The 19112-nt window shown below is 38.2% G+C and carries 14 protein-coding genes; 2 read left to right on the top strand and 12 right to left on the bottom strand.

Annotation, left to right across the window (positions count from 1 at the left end; all coding sequences use genetic code 11):
• Positions 1 to 80: 80 nt before the first annotated feature.
• From ACH3PA_RS09930 to ACH3PA_RS09910, 5 genes are read right to left on the bottom strand one after another with little or no spacing between them, the layout of a single operon-like run.
• Positions 81 to 1082 (bottom strand): glycoside hydrolase family 43 protein, encoded by a 1002-nt coding sequence (locus ACH3PA_RS09930; RefSeq protein ID WP_416444646.1) that lies wholly within the window; start codon positions 1080 to 1082, stop codon positions 81 to 83.
• Position 1083: 1 nt separating this feature from the next.
• Complete coding sequence (locus ACH3PA_RS09925; RefSeq protein WP_416444648.1) at positions 1084 to 2613, bottom strand: arabinan endo-1,5-alpha-L-arabinosidase; 1530 nt, start codon at positions 2611 to 2613, stop codon at positions 1084 to 1086.
• Between the two features lie 10 nt (positions 2614 to 2623).
• Positions 2624 to 4171: an alpha-N-arabinofuranosidase gene (locus ACH3PA_RS09920; protein WP_416444650.1), complete on the bottom strand. Its 1548-nt coding sequence runs from the start codon at positions 4169 to 4171 to the stop codon at positions 2624 to 2626.
• 28 nt (positions 4172 to 4199) lie between these two features.
• The gene (locus ACH3PA_RS09915) at positions 4200 to 5768 is read right to left on the bottom strand and encodes a RagB/SusD family nutrient uptake outer membrane protein (protein ID WP_416444652.1); all 1569 of its coding nucleotides are present in this window, start codon (positions 5766 to 5768) and stop codon (positions 4200 to 4202) included.
• Between the two features lie 21 nt (positions 5769 to 5789).
• Entirely contained in the window at positions 5790 to 8882 is a 3093-nt protein-coding gene (locus ACH3PA_RS09910) for a SusC/RagA family TonB-linked outer membrane protein (protein ID WP_416444654.1), read from the bottom strand.
• Positions 8883 to 9110: 228 nt separating this feature from the next.
• Between ACH3PA_RS09910 and ACH3PA_RS09905 the strand changes: the two genes are divergently transcribed.
• Complete coding sequence (locus tag ACH3PA_RS09905) at positions 9111 to 9800, top strand: NUDIX hydrolase (RefSeq protein WP_416444656.1); 690 nt, start codon at positions 9111 to 9113, stop codon at positions 9798 to 9800.
• A 65-nt stretch (positions 9801 to 9865) separates the two neighbouring features.
• On the opposite strand, the gene ACH3PA_RS09900 is transcribed toward ACH3PA_RS09905, so the two are convergent.
• Entirely contained in the window at positions 9866 to 11203 is a 1338-nt protein-coding gene (locus tag ACH3PA_RS09900; RefSeq protein WP_416448146.1) for a GntP family permease, read from the bottom strand.
• Positions 11204 to 11246: 43 nt separating this feature from the next.
• Here ACH3PA_RS09900 and ACH3PA_RS09895 point away from each other — a divergent pair, with 43 nt between their 5' ends.
• The gene (locus ACH3PA_RS09895; RefSeq protein ID WP_416444660.1) at positions 11247 to 12365 is read left to right on the top strand and encodes a glycerate kinase; all 1119 of its coding nucleotides are present in this window, start codon (positions 11247 to 11249) and stop codon (positions 12363 to 12365) included.
• Positions 12366 to 12513: 148 nt separating this feature from the next.
• On the opposite strand, the gene ACH3PA_RS09890 is transcribed toward ACH3PA_RS09895, so the two are convergent.
• The 6 genes from ACH3PA_RS09890 to ACH3PA_RS09865 all read right to left on the bottom strand — a co-directional run bounded on the left by ACH3PA_RS09890 (position 12514) and on the right by ACH3PA_RS09865 (position 19092).
• Positions 12514 to 13668 (bottom strand): Gfo/Idh/MocA family protein, encoded by a 1155-nt coding sequence (locus ACH3PA_RS09890; RefSeq protein ID WP_416444662.1) that lies wholly within the window; start codon positions 13666 to 13668, stop codon positions 12514 to 12516.
• A 15-nt stretch (positions 13669 to 13683) separates the two neighbouring features.
• A complete protein-coding gene (locus ACH3PA_RS09885) occupies positions 13684 to 14715 on the bottom strand; it encodes a sugar phosphate isomerase/epimerase family protein (protein ID WP_416444664.1) in 1032 nt (343 codons plus the stop codon).
• A gap of 59 nt (positions 14716 to 14774) precedes the next feature.
• The gene (locus tag ACH3PA_RS09880; protein WP_416444666.1) at positions 14775 to 15986 is read right to left on the bottom strand and encodes a class I mannose-6-phosphate isomerase; all 1212 of its coding nucleotides are present in this window, start codon (positions 15984 to 15986) and stop codon (positions 14775 to 14777) included.
• 37 nt (positions 15987 to 16023) lie between these two features.
• Positions 16024 to 17058 (bottom strand): aldose 1-epimerase family protein, encoded by a 1035-nt coding sequence (locus tag ACH3PA_RS09875; protein WP_416444668.1) that lies wholly within the window; start codon positions 17056 to 17058, stop codon positions 16024 to 16026.
• Positions 17059 to 17099: 41 nt separating this feature from the next.
• On the bottom strand, positions 17100 to 17852 hold the full coding sequence (locus ACH3PA_RS09870; RefSeq protein ID WP_416444670.1) for a 3-keto-disaccharide hydrolase: 753 nt from the start codon (positions 17850 to 17852) through the stop codon (positions 17100 to 17102).
• Between the two features lie 70 nt (positions 17853 to 17922).
• Positions 17923 to 19092 carry an FG-GAP repeat domain-containing protein gene (locus ACH3PA_RS09865; protein ID WP_416444672.1) on the bottom strand — a complete coding sequence of 390 codons (1170 nt, stop codon included), beginning with the start codon at positions 19090 to 19092 and terminating at the stop codon, positions 17923 to 17925.
• Positions 19093 to 19112 lie beyond the last annotated feature (20 nt).

The raw sequence follows: 19112 nt of genomic DNA, 5'->3' as shown, positions 1-19112 counted from the left end.
CCATTGATATCCTTTTATTTATAATGATTGATAATGGTCTTTATTTGTTAAATGCCCATTATGGGCTTTCATGATTTAAGTTATTCCTGAATACCTTCAGAAGTCATTTGTATGCGTTTTATAGTTCCGTCTTCATTATAAAAAAGGCGGTCAACACAAACTGATCTGTGAAAACTGCTTCCGTGGGTAGGAATGCTGCCGTTATGATAAATGAAATACGATTTTCCTTTAAAATCTATGATTGCCTGATGATTTGTATTGCTATTCCCGGCAACTTCGTTTAAAATTCCTTTGTATTCCCAAGGTCCTGTAATAGACTTGCTCATCGCATAGGCTGTTTTCTCCGGAAAATCGTAGGCATAGGACAGATAATACCAATCACCTCGTTTATGAATCCATGGTGCTTCAGTGAATTTTGGAAGGTCAACAGTCTGAATTTCACCATCCATTTCTACCATATTTTCCTTAAGCTTTACATATTTACAAACCCGGTTTCCCCAATACAAATAAGCCTGCCCATCATCATCTATGTAGATAGTTGGATCAATATCATCCCAGCCAATATCTGTTTGGGTGGTCATATCATTTGTAATAAGCGCTTTCCCAATTGCATCTTTAAAAGGCCCGGTAGGACTGTCTGAAACCGCAACACCAATAGCTTTACCGGGATGTGTCGAATCATGTTCTACAGTAACGTACCAATAAAACTTTCCGTCACGCTCAATTACCTGAGCCGCCCAAGCATCACCCTTTGCCCATTTAAAATCTGATGGTTTTAAAGGCACAGGATGTTCTTTCCAGTTTACCACATCATTAGAAGAATAGACTAACCATTCATTCATAATATACCGCTCTTCATTGTCTGCTGCCTGATCGTGACCGGCGTATAAATAAACGGTATCATCGTAAACCAAAGCCGCCGCATCTGCGGTGTATTTATCTTTTATAATGGGATTGTTGAAAGAAGCTTCCTGCGTTTTAAACAATTCCATTCCTCTTTGAACATCTGTTTGAGCAACGGTTGTTTTACACGAAATTAGAAGTGCTCCTACTGCTAATAAACTATATAATTTTATCTTCATTTTAATTTATTTTTTTGCCCCAAATTGCTGTTCCGGCATTATTTAATCCCGATAATACAATTGTAGAAGCTACTTTGTTTTCCCAATCTCTACCTCGCTCTACATACAATTTATCTGTAAAGCCATTGCTAAAACTCATTGTTAACCACGGTGCTTCAAAAGACCATTGATTGTTTGCGTCGCCATTTATAGAACCATCTGCAGCAAGTTGTAAATCGACCGCATATTGAAAATCCGGTAGTGTTTGCGTTTCGGCATAACCGGGTACAACCTGATAACCGAGAATTATTTGTTCGTAGTTACCCGCAAGATCTGCAGTGGTGATCTCGTCTTGTGCTACACCTGCAAAACGCTCTGGCGAAACAATAGGCCAGCCATCTTCTGTCCAATACATTTTACGAATGTGCAATACCATAAAATAGCTGTTCTCTCCCGGTCTTCCCTGATGCGCCATATAATATTGACCATCATCACCTTTAAAAACTCCCGGATGAGAAACTCCCTGCCAGCCGGAATGCCCCTTAAACTGATACGGAGCGAGAATCATAGGTGTATTATCTACTTCAGTATTAATGTCTAATCCATTAAAATCGTAGAATGGTCCGTCTGGATTATCGCTTCGACCTACGCGTACATTATATTTGGTTTGTAGCCAGTCGTAAGCGATGAACATATAATATTTATCCTGTTCTTCATTGTAAATAACTTCGGGACCTTCTATATTTCCATTAATTGAATTTCCTGTAAAACCACGTTGAGCGATGCGTTTTCCTTTATCTCCGGAAGAATCTGCCAGACCTGTGGCAGCATTTAGTTTTAAATAATAAATACCATCCCATGCCGAACCGTAATACAACCAGTGCTGTCCGGTTTTATCAATTACAACTGTAGGATCAATAGCATTAGTTTGCACTGAATTATCATCAACCGAGGTTACAACCAGATCTTTTTCTGTCCAAGGACCGAGTGGCGAATTTGAAGTAGCCAGACCAATAACACTGAGACGTGGAGTATTTGAAGATAACGAGTAATACAATCTGTATTCACTACCAACTTTCATAACAAAAGGCGCCCATAATGCGTTGAAGGGATCGTCACCTTTGCTTTTTATAAACTGACTCCCTTTCGCCGGAAGGCCATCAAAAACCCACCCTACAAATTCCCAGTCAATAAGATCTTTTGAACGACGAATCTGAATTCCCGGTCTTATTTCTGAACCAAAAGAAACATCTGTATTGTAGCAATAATAGGTATCGCCAACTTTTATTATAGAAGGATCATGCACATTATAAGGCCCCCAGTTATACACATTCTCAGCACCAGCGACGTCATAATACGTGTCAGTAATATTATCTACAGTATAGGTTGATTCGGGCTCTTCCTGAGGAACTTCAGGAGTCTGAGGTTCCTCTTCAGGGTTTTCTGTAGAACTGGTATCTTCTCCAGAATCCTTAGAACAGCCCGTCGCAACCAAACATGCACACAAAAAAAAGCGATAAATATCTTTACGGAAAAACCAGGTTTTTTTCATTAGAAATCGGTTATTTTCCCTCTAAAACCACCACTGAAAATGGAGGAATTGTTAATTCAACAGTTCCTTTTTTCAGTTTGAAATCTTTAAAAGTTTTGGGTGTTATTTCTTCAGGATTATCAAAAGTATTATGATCCTGAAGTGTACCTGAAGTCAAAATCTGCCCTGTGAATGATTTAATCCCCATTTCGTTTAAATCAATAGAAACTGTATTGCTTTTAGAAGCATCTATATTTACCAGCGAAATATGAACGAGACCTGCTTTATCTTTAGAAGCTGAAGCGTTTATTGCTGGTAATTTCTCACCATTGAACACATAATCAGGAGAATCTAATTCTAACGGAATCAACTTTGCATCCTGATGTACATTATACATTTTCATCACATGATACGTAGGCGTTAAAATCATTTTTTCGCCCTCTGTTAAAATCACAGCTTGCAATACATTAACTACCTGAGCAAGATTTGCCATTTTCACACGTTTTGCATGATTGTTGAAAATGTTTAGGTTCATACCCGCGATCATCGCGTCACGCATTGTGTTTTGCTGATAAAGAAATCCGGGATTTGTACCTTCTTCAACATCGTACCAGCCGCCCCATTCATCAACTACAAGCGCAACTTTATTTTCAGGATCGTATTTCTGCATTACTTCGCTATGCTTTGTAACGAGTTCTTCCATCAACCAGGATTGCTTCATGATATTGAAGTACTGCTCTTCAGAAAATTTAACCGAAGGACCTTTTGCAGACCAGCTTAAAACCGAATAATGATGCAATGCTACACCTTGCAATAAATTATGTGGAATATCTCTCATCAAAACTTCCGTCCAGTGATAATCTGCATCACTTGCGCCAGAAGCGATTCTGAATAATCCACCATCTAAACCTGCGCCAGACATAAACGTGGCGTATTTTCTGTAGATATCTGCATAGTATTCTACACGCATATTACCGCCGCAGCCCCATGCTTCATTACCTACACCCCAATATTTAACTCCCCAGGGTTTATCTCTTCCGTTTTCCTTTCTCCAGTCTGACATTGGGCTAATGCCATCAAAATTTACATATTGTACCCAGTCTGCCAATTCTTGGACTTCACCGCTACCTACATTTCCTGCTAAGTAAGGTTCTGCTCCTAATTCTTCACATAAGTTTAGAAAGTTATGTGTACCAAAACTATTATCTTCGGTAACATTTCCCCACCAGGTATTCACGATCGTAGGACGTTCGCTTTGAGGACCAACTCCGTCTTTCCAATGATAGGTATCTGCAAAACAACCACCAGGCCAGCGCAGATTAGGAATTTTAAGTTCTTTAAGTGCATTAATGATATCATTACGCACTCCTGCTGTATTAGGAATGTTACTTTTTTCACCTACGTAAAGTCCGTCATAAATACAGCGCCCTAAATGTTCGGCAAAATGACCGTAGATGTTTTTATTGATTGTAGGGGCATCTGCATTTGCTTCTAGTTTTACCGTTGCCTGAGCAAAAGATAAACTTCCCGTGAGTACCAGACACGAGAGGCTTAATTTGATCTTGTTTTTGAGTTTCATAAAGTGATTTTTGTGTGTTTATACCGGATTAGTTAGCCGAATTTGGTTCAAGATTAGGATTTACATCTAACTCAGTTTGTGGGATAGGTAAATATTCTTTCCCTGGCGTCCACGAATTAAAATCATTATCATGAGCCTTTAATTCTGCTAATTTAGCGCTATCGTATAACCAACCCCATCTTACAATATCGTGAATACGTATACCTTCTATAGAGAATTCAAGAGCCCGTTCATGAGCAATCTGATCTCTCATTTGTGACTGAGTCATATTTGGTTTTACGACCTTTAAATCTGGTAAATTTGCGCGATCTCTCACCTGTTGTATAAAGCCGTAAGCCTGATCTGTCTGTCCCATTTCATTTAGGGCTTCGGCATTCATCAATAAAATATCGGCATATCTTAAAAGGCGATAGTTAATATCAGATAATTCTACACTTCCCTGACTTTCTGTAGTAAAGCCAAAACCGTCGTGCGTATATTTTCTAGGATAAATTGCATCTTCTGCATGTGGCCAGGGTCTGCCACCATAAACAGTTGTAGAATTTGCTTCGGGTTCAAAAGATGCTATTGCACTTAAAAGTCTTGGATCTACACCTCCATCTTTTGTTTTTTCCACCTTATATTCATCGTAAATCCATCTGGTAGGTAAGAAATCTGAATATCCATACCCATCCATGGCATATGTATGACCCACAGATGAAACCTGCATCCATGCAGAACTGGGTTCTCCTCCATAATTCTTGACAGTTCCTCCCACCTGATCTGGAGTTGCAAATTGAACTTCAAATAAAGACTCACTATTATTTTCGGTAAACGGGCTAAAATTATCTTTGTAGTTGCTTACCAGACTATATGTATTTGCCTGAGCTCCTGAGATTAGTTTTTGAAATTCTGTAGATGCATTCCCCCACTGTTGCGTATACAAATAAGCCTTACCCAGAAATCCTGTAGCGGCACCTTTTGTTGCTCTGCCTATTTGCCCCTGATCCTCACCAGAAACATTATTGAAATTTACAGGAAGCATATTTTGAGCCGCTGTAAAATCTGCGATAATTTGATTCCAAATTTCCTCTTCGCTCGCTGTAGGAGGATAGTATTCATCTGCACTTTGAGCAACTGTAAGTATTAAAGGTACTTTTTGAAAATTGGTTACTAAATTGAAGTATGCCAGACCGCGTAAAAAATATGCCTGACCTAAACAACGATTTTTCAAAGCCTCGTCCATTTCTATATCAGGAACGCGGGTTAAAACCTGGTTAGCTCTTAATACTTGTTGGTAATATGCAGCCCACGTCCATTGTACAGGTCCTGAAGTTGGTAAAATTGTAAAATTTGCAACCTGTATTAAATCTAACCATGGGCTATCTCCTGTGAAATCATCACCACGACCGTCTGTAAGTGCAGGAGTCATACGCATATAATAACCATCTATTAAAAGGCTGTTGTACATGGCATTTGTTCCTTCTACCGCCTGATCTGCATCTACCCAAAATTCTTCTGCAGTTTGGCTATTTGGGTTATTCAATTCTAACTCATCATCGCAACTAGTGAGAGCGATAAGAGAAAGTGACATCAATAAATATTTATATGTTTTCATAATACTAAATTGTAAAATCTATTAAAAGGTTAGTTCTACACCTAACATATAGGTTCTGGGTCTGGGATATGTACCATTATCATATCCCGGGTTAAATACTCCGGAAGTAAAATCTGGATTATAGCCTTTATATTTCTGAAATGTATGTATGTTTTGCAGCGTTGTATATACTCTAACATCCTGTAAAACATTATTAAAAACTGTATCAGGAAGCGTATATCCTATTGAGATCGTGTTAAGGCGTAGATAATCCCCTTTTTGTAACCAACCCGGCCTGTTTGAATCACGAGCATTACCATTAGGATCATTTGCTACGACTCTTGGTATATTAGTATTGGTATTTTCAGGTGTCCATCTATTAAGAATATCCTCATGAGAGTTTAAATAATCTGTAGACCACATTAATGTTCTATAGAGTCTATTATTTATATAATATCCTGCTGCACCCGAAGCAAATAAAGTAAAATCAAAATTCTTATATCTTCCTGTGAAATTGAGACCGTAATTTACACTTGGTATTGCACTTCCTAAAAAAGTACGGTCATCTGCATTAATGACTCCATCATCATTTAAATCTCTAAAAATCACATCACCAGGAGCGGTTAAAGCACTCTGGAATGCATGAGCATCAACCTCTGCCTGAGTTTGAAATATGCCTCCATATTCATATCCAAAATGTTGTCCTACTTCTGCACCTACTTGTGTTTTTGACCCTACACCATAAATGGGCTCATTATTACCCCCTAATGCAAGCACTTCATTATTCAGCGTACTGGCATTGGCAGAAATATCAAAACTAAAGTCCTGACCTTTATTGTAATGGTAGGTCAATTCCATATCAAGCCCTGTATTTCTTAGACTACCAGCATTTACTACGGGAGCTGTATTTATTGAACCGGTAGATGAAGGAATGGGCACACCTACTAATACATCTGTTGTCTTTTTATTGTAATATTCTACAACAAGATCGAGTGAGTTATTAAAAAAACTTGCATCAAGCCCTACGTTTACAGAAGTTGTTGTTTCCCATTTTATATCTTCAGAAATTATGCTTGTCTGTAGTCCACCGGTAGCAACGCTTCCATTAAAATTATAAAGTATATTCCTGTTAATTACTGGTTGATACAGGTAATCTGCTATATTTTGATTTCCCAGTTCACCATAACTTCCTCTTAATTTTAATTCACTAACAATCTCCTTTGGCACATTGAAGAAATTCTCGTTTGAAACTCTCCAACCTACAGCGATTGATGGAAATGTTCCGAATCGATTTGCAGGTGCAAATCGAGAAGAACCATCACGTCTTACGGTACCCGTTATTAAATATCTGTCATCATAATTATAATTAATTCGACCAAAGTAAGATGCCAGCGAACTGTAGTACTCGTTACCCGTAGCGGTTTGATTCTCACCATTTGATAAAACCGGATAATAAGGTTTAGGTAGATTTTCAGAATGTCCCGTGCGTACAACTGTAGAATTCTTTTGATATGTCTGCCCCAAAAGAACATCTAGAGTATGTTTACCTAAAGTCGCGTTATAATTAAGCGTATTCTCTACAAGACTTACAGTATAAATTCTGGAATTATCATCAAGCAGAGATTTCCCAGAATTGAAAAAGTAACCCATTTCAAAAGCAGGAACAAATGAGAAATCGCGTGCTACGGTTTTATCATAGCTTAAATTAAGTTTATAAGTCAATTTATGCTTGTCTGAATTTATAAGCTTAATCTCAGGATTTATAACAGCAAAAGTGCGGTCTACTTCTACAGAATTTGTGAACAAACTATTTATACCGGGAACATTTAAAGCAATAGTCTGGTGTATTTCTGAACTAGTACCTGCATAACCGCCTTCATTATTTTCATCAGAAAGAGCTAAAGTAGGTATGGTTATGACCAGATCGTTTATTAATGGTGGTCTGCCTCCCGTAAGTACATCACTTCTAAAAGTCAATGAATTTTCAAAGGAATGCGTATAATACAGAGATGGTGATATTTTGAAAATACCTTTTTCCATAACTGTATTAATTCTTCCGGAATAGCGCTCATAAGTAGGCCCATTCCCTACAAAGACTCCTTCATTTGCAAAATAATCAGCAGATGCATTGTACGTAATGTTTTCGCCCCCACCAGAAAAATTAAAATTGTGATTACGTCTGTTTCCACTTTTAAGACCAATTGACTGCCAGTCATTATCAATGTCGCTTACAAAAAGGTCTGAGTCAGGATCGTTACCTGCAATCAACGGTAAATTAGCATTGATACGTTTTTCATTTACAATCATTTGATAATCTACTCTTCCCAACACTGGCATTTTTTGAGTAACCTCATCAATCCCATAATAACCACTGTATTCAATTTTTAAGGGGGAATTCTTACTACCCGTTTTAGTAGTGATAATGACAACACCGTTAGCCGCTCTAGAACCATAAATAGCTCCGGCAGAGGCGTCCTTCAATATTTGAATGGTTTTAATGTCATTGGGGTTAAAATCCCGTATTGATGTACCAACAGGCACTCCGTCAACAATGTATAGTGGTTGATTATCACCAAAGGTAGCCACACCACGTATTCTTACATTAGGAGCCGCACCTGGTTGACCGTCACTGGTAACTGAAACTCCGGCAGAGCGACCCTGTAGTAATTGTGAAATATCACTATTTGAGACTTTTTGCGCTTCTTCAGCATTAATTACTGCTATTGACCCTGTTAGATCAGATTTTCTCTGGGTGCCATATCCCACAACGACCACTTCATCCAGAGCAGAAAGTCCTTCTTCTAAAGCAACATTGATAGAAGTTTTATTTCCTACCTCAATTTCTGTAGACTGAAAACCTACATAGGAGAAAACTAATACATCGTTTGCGCTGGCAGTAATTGAAAAATTACCATCAAAGTCTGTAACAGATCCTGTATTTGTCCCTTTAACTAAAACGTTTGCGCCCGGTATGGGAGAATTATTGGTCGCAGAAGTTACCGTACCTGTAACGGTAATGCTTTGTTGCGCCGTCATGCTTAAAAATGGCAGAAGAATAAGCAATGTGCTTAAAAGCCACTTTTGTTGAAGCCATCTTAATCGGCACCCTCCATTAGTGAATGTTGTCTGTATCATTTGCTGGATTTAAGTAATTATTTTTTATAAGTGTGAAATTTACATTTCCAAAATAATTAATAATTTCTTAATAAAACAAATTTATTTTAAGAATACTTTAGAAATACCCTTAAAGGCATATTAACATGACAATCGATTGCAAGCCAGCAAACGCATGATTTTTTTAAGGCTTTTAATGTGCCTTTAATCTGCAGTAACTTTTTAACTTAGCAAACTTATTTAAGACGTATGCTCAATAATTATAGTTCTGAAGACAAAGTTTTACTAGCTGTTGACTGTATAATTTTTGGATTTGATCAGGAAGAACTGAAAATATTGCTCATTAAGAGAGATTTTGAACCCGAGAAGGGAAAGTGGTCATTGATGGGTGGTTTCTTAAAGCGAACAGAGAATTTAGATGAAGCTGCAAATCGTATTCTATCTCATCTTACCGGTATACAAGATATCTACATGGAGCAGCTTTACAACTTTAGTAAGGTAGATCGAGATCCCGCAGAGCGTACCCTTTCTGTAGCTTATTTTGCACTTATTAATATCGCTGAGCACAACCAGGAATTGATCGAGCAATATTCGGCAAAATGGTTCTCAATTTCAGAAGCTCCAGATCTTATTTTTGACCATAATGCCATGGTAAGAAGAGCCATTAACAGGTTGCGACACAGGGCTATTACAAAACCAATTGGTTTTGAACTACTACCTGAAAAATTTACCATGAGACAACTACAAAAGCTGTATGAAGCAATCCTAAATGAGCAGCAGGATAAGCGCAATTTCATCAATAAAATAAACGCTCTCGATGTGTTGGTAAAACTCGATGAAAAAGATATGAATTCGTCTCGGAAGGGATCTTATCTATATCAGTTTGATAAAGAAAAGTACGATGAAAAAGTGCTGGATGGGTTTACTTTTAAAATTTAGCTTTTTGACTAAAATCGTTTGAAAAAAGCAAAAAATCACTTAAAATGATAAAAAATCGGTTGAAATCATACAAAAATCACCCAACTTAAAACACACAATACTAAAACAGTCAACCCCTGAATTCCCGTCATTAAACTAAAGGAGCGATTAGTATCTTTCGCACTCATGCCACTAAATTGAGAAACCACCCAAAAGTAACTATCATTAAAATGGGAAACCGTCATCGCCCCTCCTCCTATTGCCATAACCGCTAATGCAAATTGTAAAGGTTGATCCCAGCCCAAAGTGGGAATTATAGAAGCCAGCAATGATGAGGTAATTACCATTGCGCTGGTAGAAGAACCTTGAGCTGTTTTAAGAACTGCCGCAATAAGGAAAATACTGGCTAAAATCAGCAAGTCGCCAGAATTCCCGCCACTCATCCATTGTGCGATAAAATCTTTAAGCGGCGTCGCTTTTAAAACTCCGCCAAAAGCACCGCCGGCTCCCGTAATAATTAAAATAGGACCACTGACTTTTATCGCTTCAACAAACCATTTTGAACTTTGGCTTCCTGTTTTCGGCTTTAATAATAGCATCGCAGTTATCGCTCCCAGAAAAATCGCCACTAGTGGATTACTTATAAAGTCTAAAATCTCATTTTCAATTCCTGCGAAATTTAAAATAGTGCCAATTGCAATTAAAATAATGGGCAAAACCACAGGAAAAATAGCTTTAGTAAATGAAGGCAAAACCTGATTTTCAGGTTCTGCAGGTTCATCGGGAATAACTTCTTCTGCAGTAATATTCTTTCCTAATCTCTTCGAAAAAAACCAGGTTATGATTAGAATAGGAATAGCAAAACATAAACCCGTGATTATGATCGTTCCTAAATAGCCTGAAGCTCCTATGTTTCCCGCAGCCGCGATAGGTCCCGGCGTTGGCGGAATCAACGTATGTGTTGTATACAAACCTGTCGCCAATGCCAGACTTAAACTGGCTTTATTCGCTTTTCCCAGTTGGCTGAGTTTATCTGCAAGGCCGGAAAGCAAAATAAAACCGCTGTCGCAAAAAACGGGAACACTTACCACAGCACCAATTAGTGAAATTGCCGGAATGATTTTTCCTTCCCCCGTAAGGGCAATTATTTTATGAGCGATACGCATAGCACCGCCCGATTTTTCAAGAAAAACACCGATTACACTACCAAAAATGACAATTATGCCAATGTATCGCATGAGTCCGCCAAAGCCATCCTCAATAGCAGTTACCAAAGTTCTCAATGGCATTCCGGTAGCAAAACCTACAAAAAAACAAGCCACAATAAGTGCCAGAAAAGGATGCAGTTTCCACTTTGATGTGAGCAAAATAATAAGTACGATTGAAAGCGCAATGACGAGAAGCAATGGATAACCGGTGAGCATTACAGAGAATTTATTGTAATTTATGAAATATTAATATGTTTCGATGAAAATCCTCATAGCTCCAGATAAATTTAAGGGTTCGCTAAACGCGAAAGATCTTTGTAACGCTATTGCAGAAGGTATTCTTGTTAATTATCCAGATGCTGAAATAGTTAAATTCCCACTGGCTGATGGCGGTGAAGGTTCAGTTGATATTATTGAGCAGCACCTCAACCTGAACACAATTTCGCTAGAAGTTTGCGACCCCTTATTTAGAAAAATAACGGCTTCTTATAAAATCAACGAAACAACGGCATATATAGAAATGGCAGCTGCTTCTGGTTTTGATCTTCTTACTGAAGAAGAACGCAATCCCATGCTTACCACAACTTACGGAACGGGCGAAATGATACAGGACGCGCTAGATCGCGGAGTCAAAAAAGTGTATTTATTTATTGGTGGTTCTGCAACCTGCGATGCCGGGATGGGGATGGCACAAGCGATGGATTATCAATTTCTGGATAAAAACGGTGAAAATCTATCAGGAATTGGGAAAAATATGGCAAAAATCGCCACAATTATAACACCTAAAAATAGTAAGTACAGAAATCTTAAATGCGTTACTCTGTGCGATGTGAAGAATCCGCTTGCTGGTGAAAATGGTGCTGCGTATGTTTTTGGTCCACAAAAAGGAGCTTCGCCTGACCAAGTAAAATTACTGGATACAGGTTTGAAAAATTTCGCTGCAAAAGTGAAAGAATACCTCAATAAAGAAATTTCAGAAATTCCCGGAAGCGGTGCTGCCGGAGGTTTGGGTGGCGGCAGTATCGCTTTTTTAAATGCCAAACTAAAATCAGGCATCGACTCCATTTTTGAGATCGTTCAGTTTGAAAAGCAATTAAAAAATGTAGACCTCATCATCACCGGAGAAGGAAAACTGGATAAGCAAACTCTGGAAGGTAAGGTAGTTTCTGGAGTTTCCGCTTTCGCGAAAAAAAATAATATTCCACTTTATGTGATTTGTGGCGATGTTGATCTTAATGAAAGCGACCTCAAGAAATTGGGCGTTGAAAAACTTTCTTCTGTCATGCAAATCGCAAAAAACAAACAGGATGCTTTTGACAACACAGCTACACTGGTTAAAAAAATAGCCGAAAATATGCTTCAAAAGGGTGATTTTTAGTGCTTTTTGAACGATTTTCCCGCTTAAACATTACAACTTAACGCAACTTTTCATATTTAAACGTACTAGAATTATTCTCAGTAGTCTATAACAAATTGAAAATTTGCCTAACTGCTACAAGTCTAAAATTCTAATAACTTTTAATTGTTTAGTCCTTCGCATCAATATTTTTCCAAGTTCCAGAACTTGCTGAAGCTAATACAGCTTCGCATACCTTTTGCGTTTCAAGTGCATCTCTAAAGGTAGGATCACATTGTTCTCCTGTCTCCAGACTTTTTAAAAAGTTAGCCACATGGTGTACAAAAGTGTGTTCATAGCCTATAATTAGTCCTGGTACCCACCATTTATCCATATAGGGCTGATCACTATCTGTTACAAGTATAGAGCGCCATCCCCGAACAATAGAATCATCACTATAATCGTAGTACTCTAAACGGTTCATGTCTTGTAGATCCCAACGAATGGAAGCATTTTCTCCATTAATTTCTAAGGTATAGAGAGCTTTATGGCCTCTGGCATATCGTGTAGATTCAAAAAGACCTAAGGAACCATTTGTGAAGTGACAGTGAAAAATGCAGGCATCATCAATATTGACTTTCTGCACCTCTCCACTAGCTTGATGTACTCGTTCCTTTATGAAGGTTTCTGTCATCGCTGATACATCCTTGATTCCCCCATTTAGCCAAAGGGCGGTATCTATGCAATGAGCAAGAAGATCACCTGTGACGCCAGATCCTGCAGCATCAGCATCTAAGCGCCATAAGGCTTCTCCTCCCTGCGGCAAATCTGGACTTATTGTCCAATCCTGCAAAAAATTAGCTCTATAGTGAAAAATCTTACCCAGTTTGCCCTCATTAATAAGCTGTTTAGCTAAGGTCACTGCGGGCGCCCGCCGATAATTGTACCAAACTGTGTTTTTAACTCCTGCAGATTCTATAGCGGCAACCATTCTCTCTCCTTCTTCTAAAGTGCGGGACAACGGTTTTTCACAAAGAATCATCTTCCCCGCTTTAGCCGCTGCAATAGCTATTTCAGCATGCATGTTATTAGGCGTACAAATATCTACTGCATCAATATCTTCTCGTGCAATAATAGCTGTCCAATCAGTCTCTGTAGATTCATAACCCCACTGTTCTGCAAACGCATTTACTTTTTCTTTATTTCTGGAGCAAACTGCTTTAAGAACTGGTTTATATTCCAATTCAGGAAAAAAGTTAGCTACTCTATTATATCCATTAGAATGGGTTCTACCCATAAAACCACATCCTATTAATCCTATTCTTAACTCTTTTTTATTTCCCATAATTCTAATTTTCTATTAAGTTTTCCACCCATGTTGCTCGCGCACTTTTATTAGGGTAGCTAAAATATCATTCCATGTCTGTTGATTTGTCATTACCGAATTATCAAACATACACCCATCCCAGCATATGTGTTTAAATGCCTTGGTAAGTTCACCTTTTTCATCCCTCAACCAATATCCTGCATCATTGACGACGTCTAATTTTCCGTTGGGATCTGTGGCCAGACAATGACGTCCTGTTTTATCATGTGATCCGGTGCCATGCACCGTACCGTCATTTTGAGCTACATGAAAATCAATGGTCCAGGGACGCAAGGCATCGGTTACTTTTTTCAACGCTTTCGTTAGTGTTTCCCTATCATTCCAGTCAAAATCTTCTGGCAGAATGCGATCTTCAGGACGATTAGTTCCTAACAGATACAAAAGCGTATGTGACATATCTGCCTGAAAGCCGATGTTAGGCCTGTCTACCGCTTCTAAAGTTTCTACCATTGTTTTCCAACTATGCATACCGCCCCAACAGATTTCTCCTTCTGCAGCTAATTTTTCATCATAATCAGCCGCTATATCGCAAGCCTCAATAAAAGTCTTTGCAATAAGTGCAGTATTTTTTGCAGGATCTTTAGCCCAATCCTGAGGACTGGAAGCCGAATCTATACGTATAACCCCGTAAGAACGAATCCCGTGTTCTTTTAAGATTTTTCCGAAATGACAGGATTTTTTTACCATTTCAAGAAAAGCACTCCTATCGTCATCACTCCCTAAAACCGGGCCTCCCCATATAGGCGCTACCAGACTTCCTACTTTTAAATCATAGCTGGCTATTTTATCTCCTATCCTTTTAATCTCATCATCAGTGCTGTTTATATTAACATGTGGATCCAGCAATCCCAGATCGACACCGTCAAACTTAACTCCATCAACTTCTGCTGCAGCTGTCATTTCTAACATTTTATTAAAAGGAATTACGGGTTCAGAATCCGGCCCTTTTCCTACAATACCCGGCCAGGTGGCATTATGGAGTTTAGGGAAATTGTTGTTTTGCATAATCTTATATTTAAAATTAAACTAGAGTTCTTCTTATTAGAGCTTTTCAACTCTCAAGCCTAAAGCTTTAGATCTGGATTTTCAGGACCAAAATGTTTGAGCATTACTAATGGATCTGTGGAAGAGTTATTTACAATAGTAACTCCATCGTTTGCGGTATTCTCTGTAATAAAGAACTCATCATAAGTTAACTGCCCATATCTTATCAAAGCCGGAGTCTCAACATCCCAATCGCCCATTTTGCCATGGCCCTGCATCATAATCATTCCGTAAGCGGCACTATCTTTAATCGTTACTGTTCTGCCTGGCATAACAGTAAGTTCTTTAGCACTAAAAGCATCAGAACGATAGCATATCCAATTTTCTACATAACCATCCTGTTTCATTTCCTGAATGGGTCTAACAGGAATAGGACTCATAAAGCGGGTTTCAAGTAGATTTGGGTTTGTATTTAGTTCCCAGTCGATAACTTCCATCAATTGGTCAACATCACCAATTCTATCTTTAGGAGTACCATTCCACAGTAATTCCTCCGGTATTATTGCTTCATTTACGAGAGATTGATACATGGCAAATACATCTGAAGCCTTCTGGGGTTCATATGTACATAAACTTCCTGGTGCATGAAGCATCCCCGGTGGTACATCCCAGCCTGTCCCCGGTTCTAACCTAAATGCTGAAGAGTAATTAGTAATTTTATTATCGCCTTTGGTAAAATTGACCAGGCATTCCCGGATTTGCTCTTTCGTAGTGCCGGGAGTTATTCCAAAAAAAGTATAAGGAAAATCACCGCCATGATTATTTAACTGCGGGGGAAAATAATAGGCTTCCGGTTTTCCTTTTTGTCCTATTTTAGCAGCATGCTCATCATTATGATGAATATGATGTGGTAAAGGCCCCATGTTATCAAAAAATTTAGAATACATAGGCCAACTTTCATACTTATCCCATAAGCGATCTCCTATAATGGTTCCCTTTAAATCATCAATTGCATCTTTTAAAAGAATTTGTACTTCTTTATCTCCATCTTTTAAAACTATATGACTTAAGCCTTCATTTTCTCCTGTCAGAGGACCATTCTTTGCTGGTGTAGTAGATGAAAACCAACGTTCATCAATCCCTCCTCTTGCACCTCCTAAAATGTAGTAGTCATCAGGATGAAGCTTAATTCTTCTTCCTGGAACACAAAACGATCTTGGTACCCAAGTAGGAGTTAAGCGCAGAATTCCTTTTCCTTGCTCTAATGCGATTTCTGCTAAACTAGTTGCCATAGTATATTTCTTTTAATATTCAACTTATACTTATTTTCTATTTTTCAACGATTTGTAGTTCACAGTCGTAAGACCTGCTTTCTCCGGGTTTCAATAGGAGCAATTCACCCCTTTCTCTAGCTTTTATTTGGCCAATAGGTGGGTTTGTTCCTGGTTCAAAACCTAATACATATTCTCCTTTTCCAAAATGTTGCCAATTAGTCAACCATGGTAATTGCTTTTTCTGAAATCGAAGATTTAATTCCAGATCAATTTTTGGGTTATAAATCCCACATTCAGAAAAGCCCTCATGATCTGCTTCTATATCGATGTAAGCAGCCTCTTCCCCTCCTCCACAATGGCTATCTAAAGGTGGTTTACATGTATAGAAATCATTCTTATCTGTAAATAATACTGTATTATCTCCTTCTCTGGGTTTCCATTTACCTTTCCAAGAAATTTTAGATCCCTCATCTACTAAGGGCCAACCCAAATTAAAGTGGTATAAGAGCATATGTGGACTTACTGTATTGCCGCAATTAACTATTTCATCATGAATTACTATTTTTGCTTCTCCAAATATCCCTGAAATTGTACGTCTTAATTCAAGTACAGGACCAAAAATTTGAGCTTGCCTTATTATTCCTGTAATACTCATCTCCATTCTACCTTCTAGAGGATTAGGTTGTATTATGGAAACGATCTCAGCGGGAATATTGCTTACCAGACCGTGTAAACCACGCGCACCATTTTCATCCTCTTCAGGTCCTCCTACATGTGAAAGACCACATGTTGTTAATAACCCTCCACCAAAATTACGTAGCCAGTCGACCCCTTTATTTGCAAACCTTGCTGGAGGTAGTACTCCATTATGTCCTATCCAAGCTAGGCTATATTGATTGTAGAAGGCATCTGCTATATCCATAGCTCGATCTATAACTACCTTATATCGTAGACCAGACCCTGTGTTTATCCAGGCTATTCGTGTTCCTCTTCCTAAACCGTTATCTAAAACAGAGGTTTCTATGCCTCCCAATTGAGAAACATTTGATATTTTATTTTTCCAGCCTATATTATCTAATCCTTTAATCACGGGTTACTTACTTAATTCATACAAACTTCAAACACTATAGGTTAAAGCTTTTTTAATCTAATATTTCTGTACTCTACCTTCATAGGGGGACCAACATGCACTTGCACTCCTATTAATCCTGAAGATTTTCTATTAATACTATCATTATCTATAACATCACTCATTAAAATACCATTGATATAATGTTGAAGCTTGTTCCCGTTAATGACTAAATGGCATTCATTCCAGCCCTCCTCATTAATTTTAGTTTTAAGAGAATCAGAATTTCCTAAAGATGCTATCACTTCTCTGTTTTGCCAGGCGTTATTTTTCACATTAGCGCTTAAGGATCCTTTTAATTGGGGATTTTCTTGCGACGTTATAATCGCTTTCTCTCCTCTATAAGCCAGAGTGGTTCGTTTTCTCTCCTCGTAATTCTGACCTGTATATCTGTTTTGACCATCAATATCTGCTTGATATCCTCTGAGCGCATAGGGAACACTATCTAAAAGCTCGCTTCTGTAATTAATCCCGCTATTACCGTTCTTGGTAATTTTAAATTCTGCTTTTAACTCAAAATTTTCAAGTTCGCCACCTTCCCATATAATAAATGTGTTTTTTTTGAGCAAAGTTGTGGGGGTTACTTCTCCCACTAACTTTCCATCCTTCACACTCCAATAGGTTGTATTCCCTTTCCAACCGTCTAAAGACTTACCGTCGAAAATCTCAACAAACCCATTTTCTTTATCGTCTATTTGACCGGCATCATCAACCTGAGCTATTTCCCTTTTTTCTTTGCACGATTGAAAACTCATCAAACTACATATTAGTAGTACAAGAAAGGGCCTTAAAGAAAATCTTATATTCATGATTATTTGTTTTTATTCAATTGTTATAATAAACATACAGTCCATCCTTACCGGCTACAATAATATCTTTTCTCTTATTTCTGTCAAGATCTTCAATGCTAAAATATACACCGGTTCCTTTACCTTTCCCGTAAGGACCAAAGTCTATAATTTGCTTAGTAAAGCTTTCCCCATTCCACTTAAAATAATACAGGCCAATATCATCATTCCCCCCAGGATCATGACCATTGTGGGCATGATATCGCTTACCGGCTATAAGTTCATTTGAGCCATCACCATTAAGATCATCCCATTGCATAGAATGGTATTGAGAATTGAAAGGATCAATAGGATGCTTTACCCAGTGTTTTATTTGGGTTTTGGCATTCCTTCTTTGTTCATACCAATCTAGTCCATACGCATGTGCCTGACCTACTATGAGGTCATTCATTCCATCTTCATTTACATCTGCTACAATTATTGGAATACTTGCCGTGCCTAAATCAAATTCCTGATGCAATTTCCAAGTTTGATTGAAAGGATGCTCCGGAGCTTCTAACCAACCATTAGAGAGGATTAAATCTCCTCGTCCATCCCCATTTATGTCTCCAAAACCAAGTCCATGTCCATGTTTACCCATCAGCCCGTAAGATATAAATCCTCCTTTTCCATGCCCTAATTCATCTAATTCCAGTCTATAAATTTTTAGAGAATCATTAGGCGTATTAGGTATTATTTCGAGAATACCATCGCCATCTATATCCCATGCTCTAGTTGTTTCAATATTTCCGGTATTTGCAATTAGATGCTGCTTCCATTCGTTTTCATTGCCCGGATTCTCTTTCCAAATCAATTGCTTGCCAAACCAGCCTCCAGTTATAAAATCAAGTTTCCCATCTCCATTTACATCCTGAGAAATAGTGGAAAAATCATCCCAATAGTCTCCATAGCGTTTTGCAGCACCAATAGTATGCTTCTCTAAATAATCAGGTCCTTCATACCAAAATCCTCCGGAAATCAAATCCACTTTGTTATCTCCATTTACATCAAACACACCCACAGATTCATAGCTTTCTGATGCGATCTTAATTTTTAAAAACTTTAATGGCCGCCTTGATTGTTGAGCAGTTGCATTTTTAGACTGAGAAAATCCAGAAATACTGATTAATATCATTACTAATAAAATACCTCGCTCTTTTCTGAACATCAATACATGATTTTAGGAAA

It is taken from the genome of Leeuwenhoekiella sp. A2, from assembly GCF_047946655.1.
In the GTDB taxonomy this organism is placed as follows: domain Bacteria; phylum Bacteroidota; class Bacteroidia; order Flavobacteriales; family Flavobacteriaceae; genus Leeuwenhoekiella.
This window is presented reverse-complemented; position numbering and strand designations above follow the sequence as displayed.

What these genes read in the sequence shown, in the direction of transcription:
- ACH3PA_RS09930 (WP_416444646.1), bottom strand. Translation starts at nt 1,082, where the DNA reads ATGAAGATAAAATTATATAGTTTATTAGCAGTAGGAGCACTTCTAATT.
- ACH3PA_RS09925 (WP_416444648.1), bottom strand. Translation starts at nt 2,613, where the DNA reads ATGAAAAAAACCTGGTTTTTCCGTAAAGATATTTATCGCTTTTTTTTG.
- ACH3PA_RS09920 (WP_416444650.1), bottom strand. Translation starts at nt 4,171, where the DNA reads ATGAAACTCAAAAACAAGATCAAATTAAGCCTCTCGTGTCTGGTACTC.
- ACH3PA_RS09915 (WP_416444652.1), bottom strand. Translation starts at nt 5,768, where the DNA reads ATGAAAACATATAAATATTTATTGATGTCACTTTCTCTTATCGCTCTC.
- ACH3PA_RS09910 (WP_416444654.1), bottom strand. Translation starts at nt 8,882, where the DNA reads ATGATACAGACAACATTCACTAATGGAGGGTGCCGATTAAGATGGCTT.
- ACH3PA_RS09905 (WP_416444656.1), top strand. Translation starts at nt 9,111, where the DNA reads ATGCTCAATAATTATAGTTCTGAAGACAAAGTTTTACTAGCTGTTGAC.
- ACH3PA_RS09900 (WP_416448146.1), bottom strand. Translation starts at nt 11,203, where the DNA reads ATGCTCACCGGTTATCCATTGCTTCTCGTCATTGCGCTTTCAATCGTA.
- ACH3PA_RS09895 (WP_416444660.1), top strand. Translation starts at nt 11,247, where the DNA reads ATGAAAATCCTCATAGCTCCAGATAAATTTAAGGGTTCGCTAAACGCG.
- ACH3PA_RS09890 (WP_416444662.1), bottom strand. Translation starts at nt 13,668, where the DNA reads ATGGGAAATAAAAAAGAGTTAAGAATAGGATTAATAGGATGTGGTTTT.
- ACH3PA_RS09885 (WP_416444664.1), bottom strand. Translation starts at nt 14,715, where the DNA reads ATGCAAAACAACAATTTCCCTAAACTCCATAATGCCACCTGGCCGGGT.
- ACH3PA_RS09880 (WP_416444666.1), bottom strand. Translation starts at nt 15,986, where the DNA reads ATGGCAACTAGTTTAGCAGAAATCGCATTAGAGCAAGGAAAAGGAATT.
- ACH3PA_RS09870 (WP_416444670.1), bottom strand. Translation starts at nt 17,852, where the DNA reads ATGAGTTTTCAATCGTGCAAAGAAAAAAGGGAAATAGCTCAGGTTGAT.
- ACH3PA_RS09865 (WP_416444672.1), bottom strand. Translation starts at nt 19,092, where the DNA reads ATGTTCAGAAAAGAGCGAGGTATTTTATTAGTAATGATATTAATCAGT.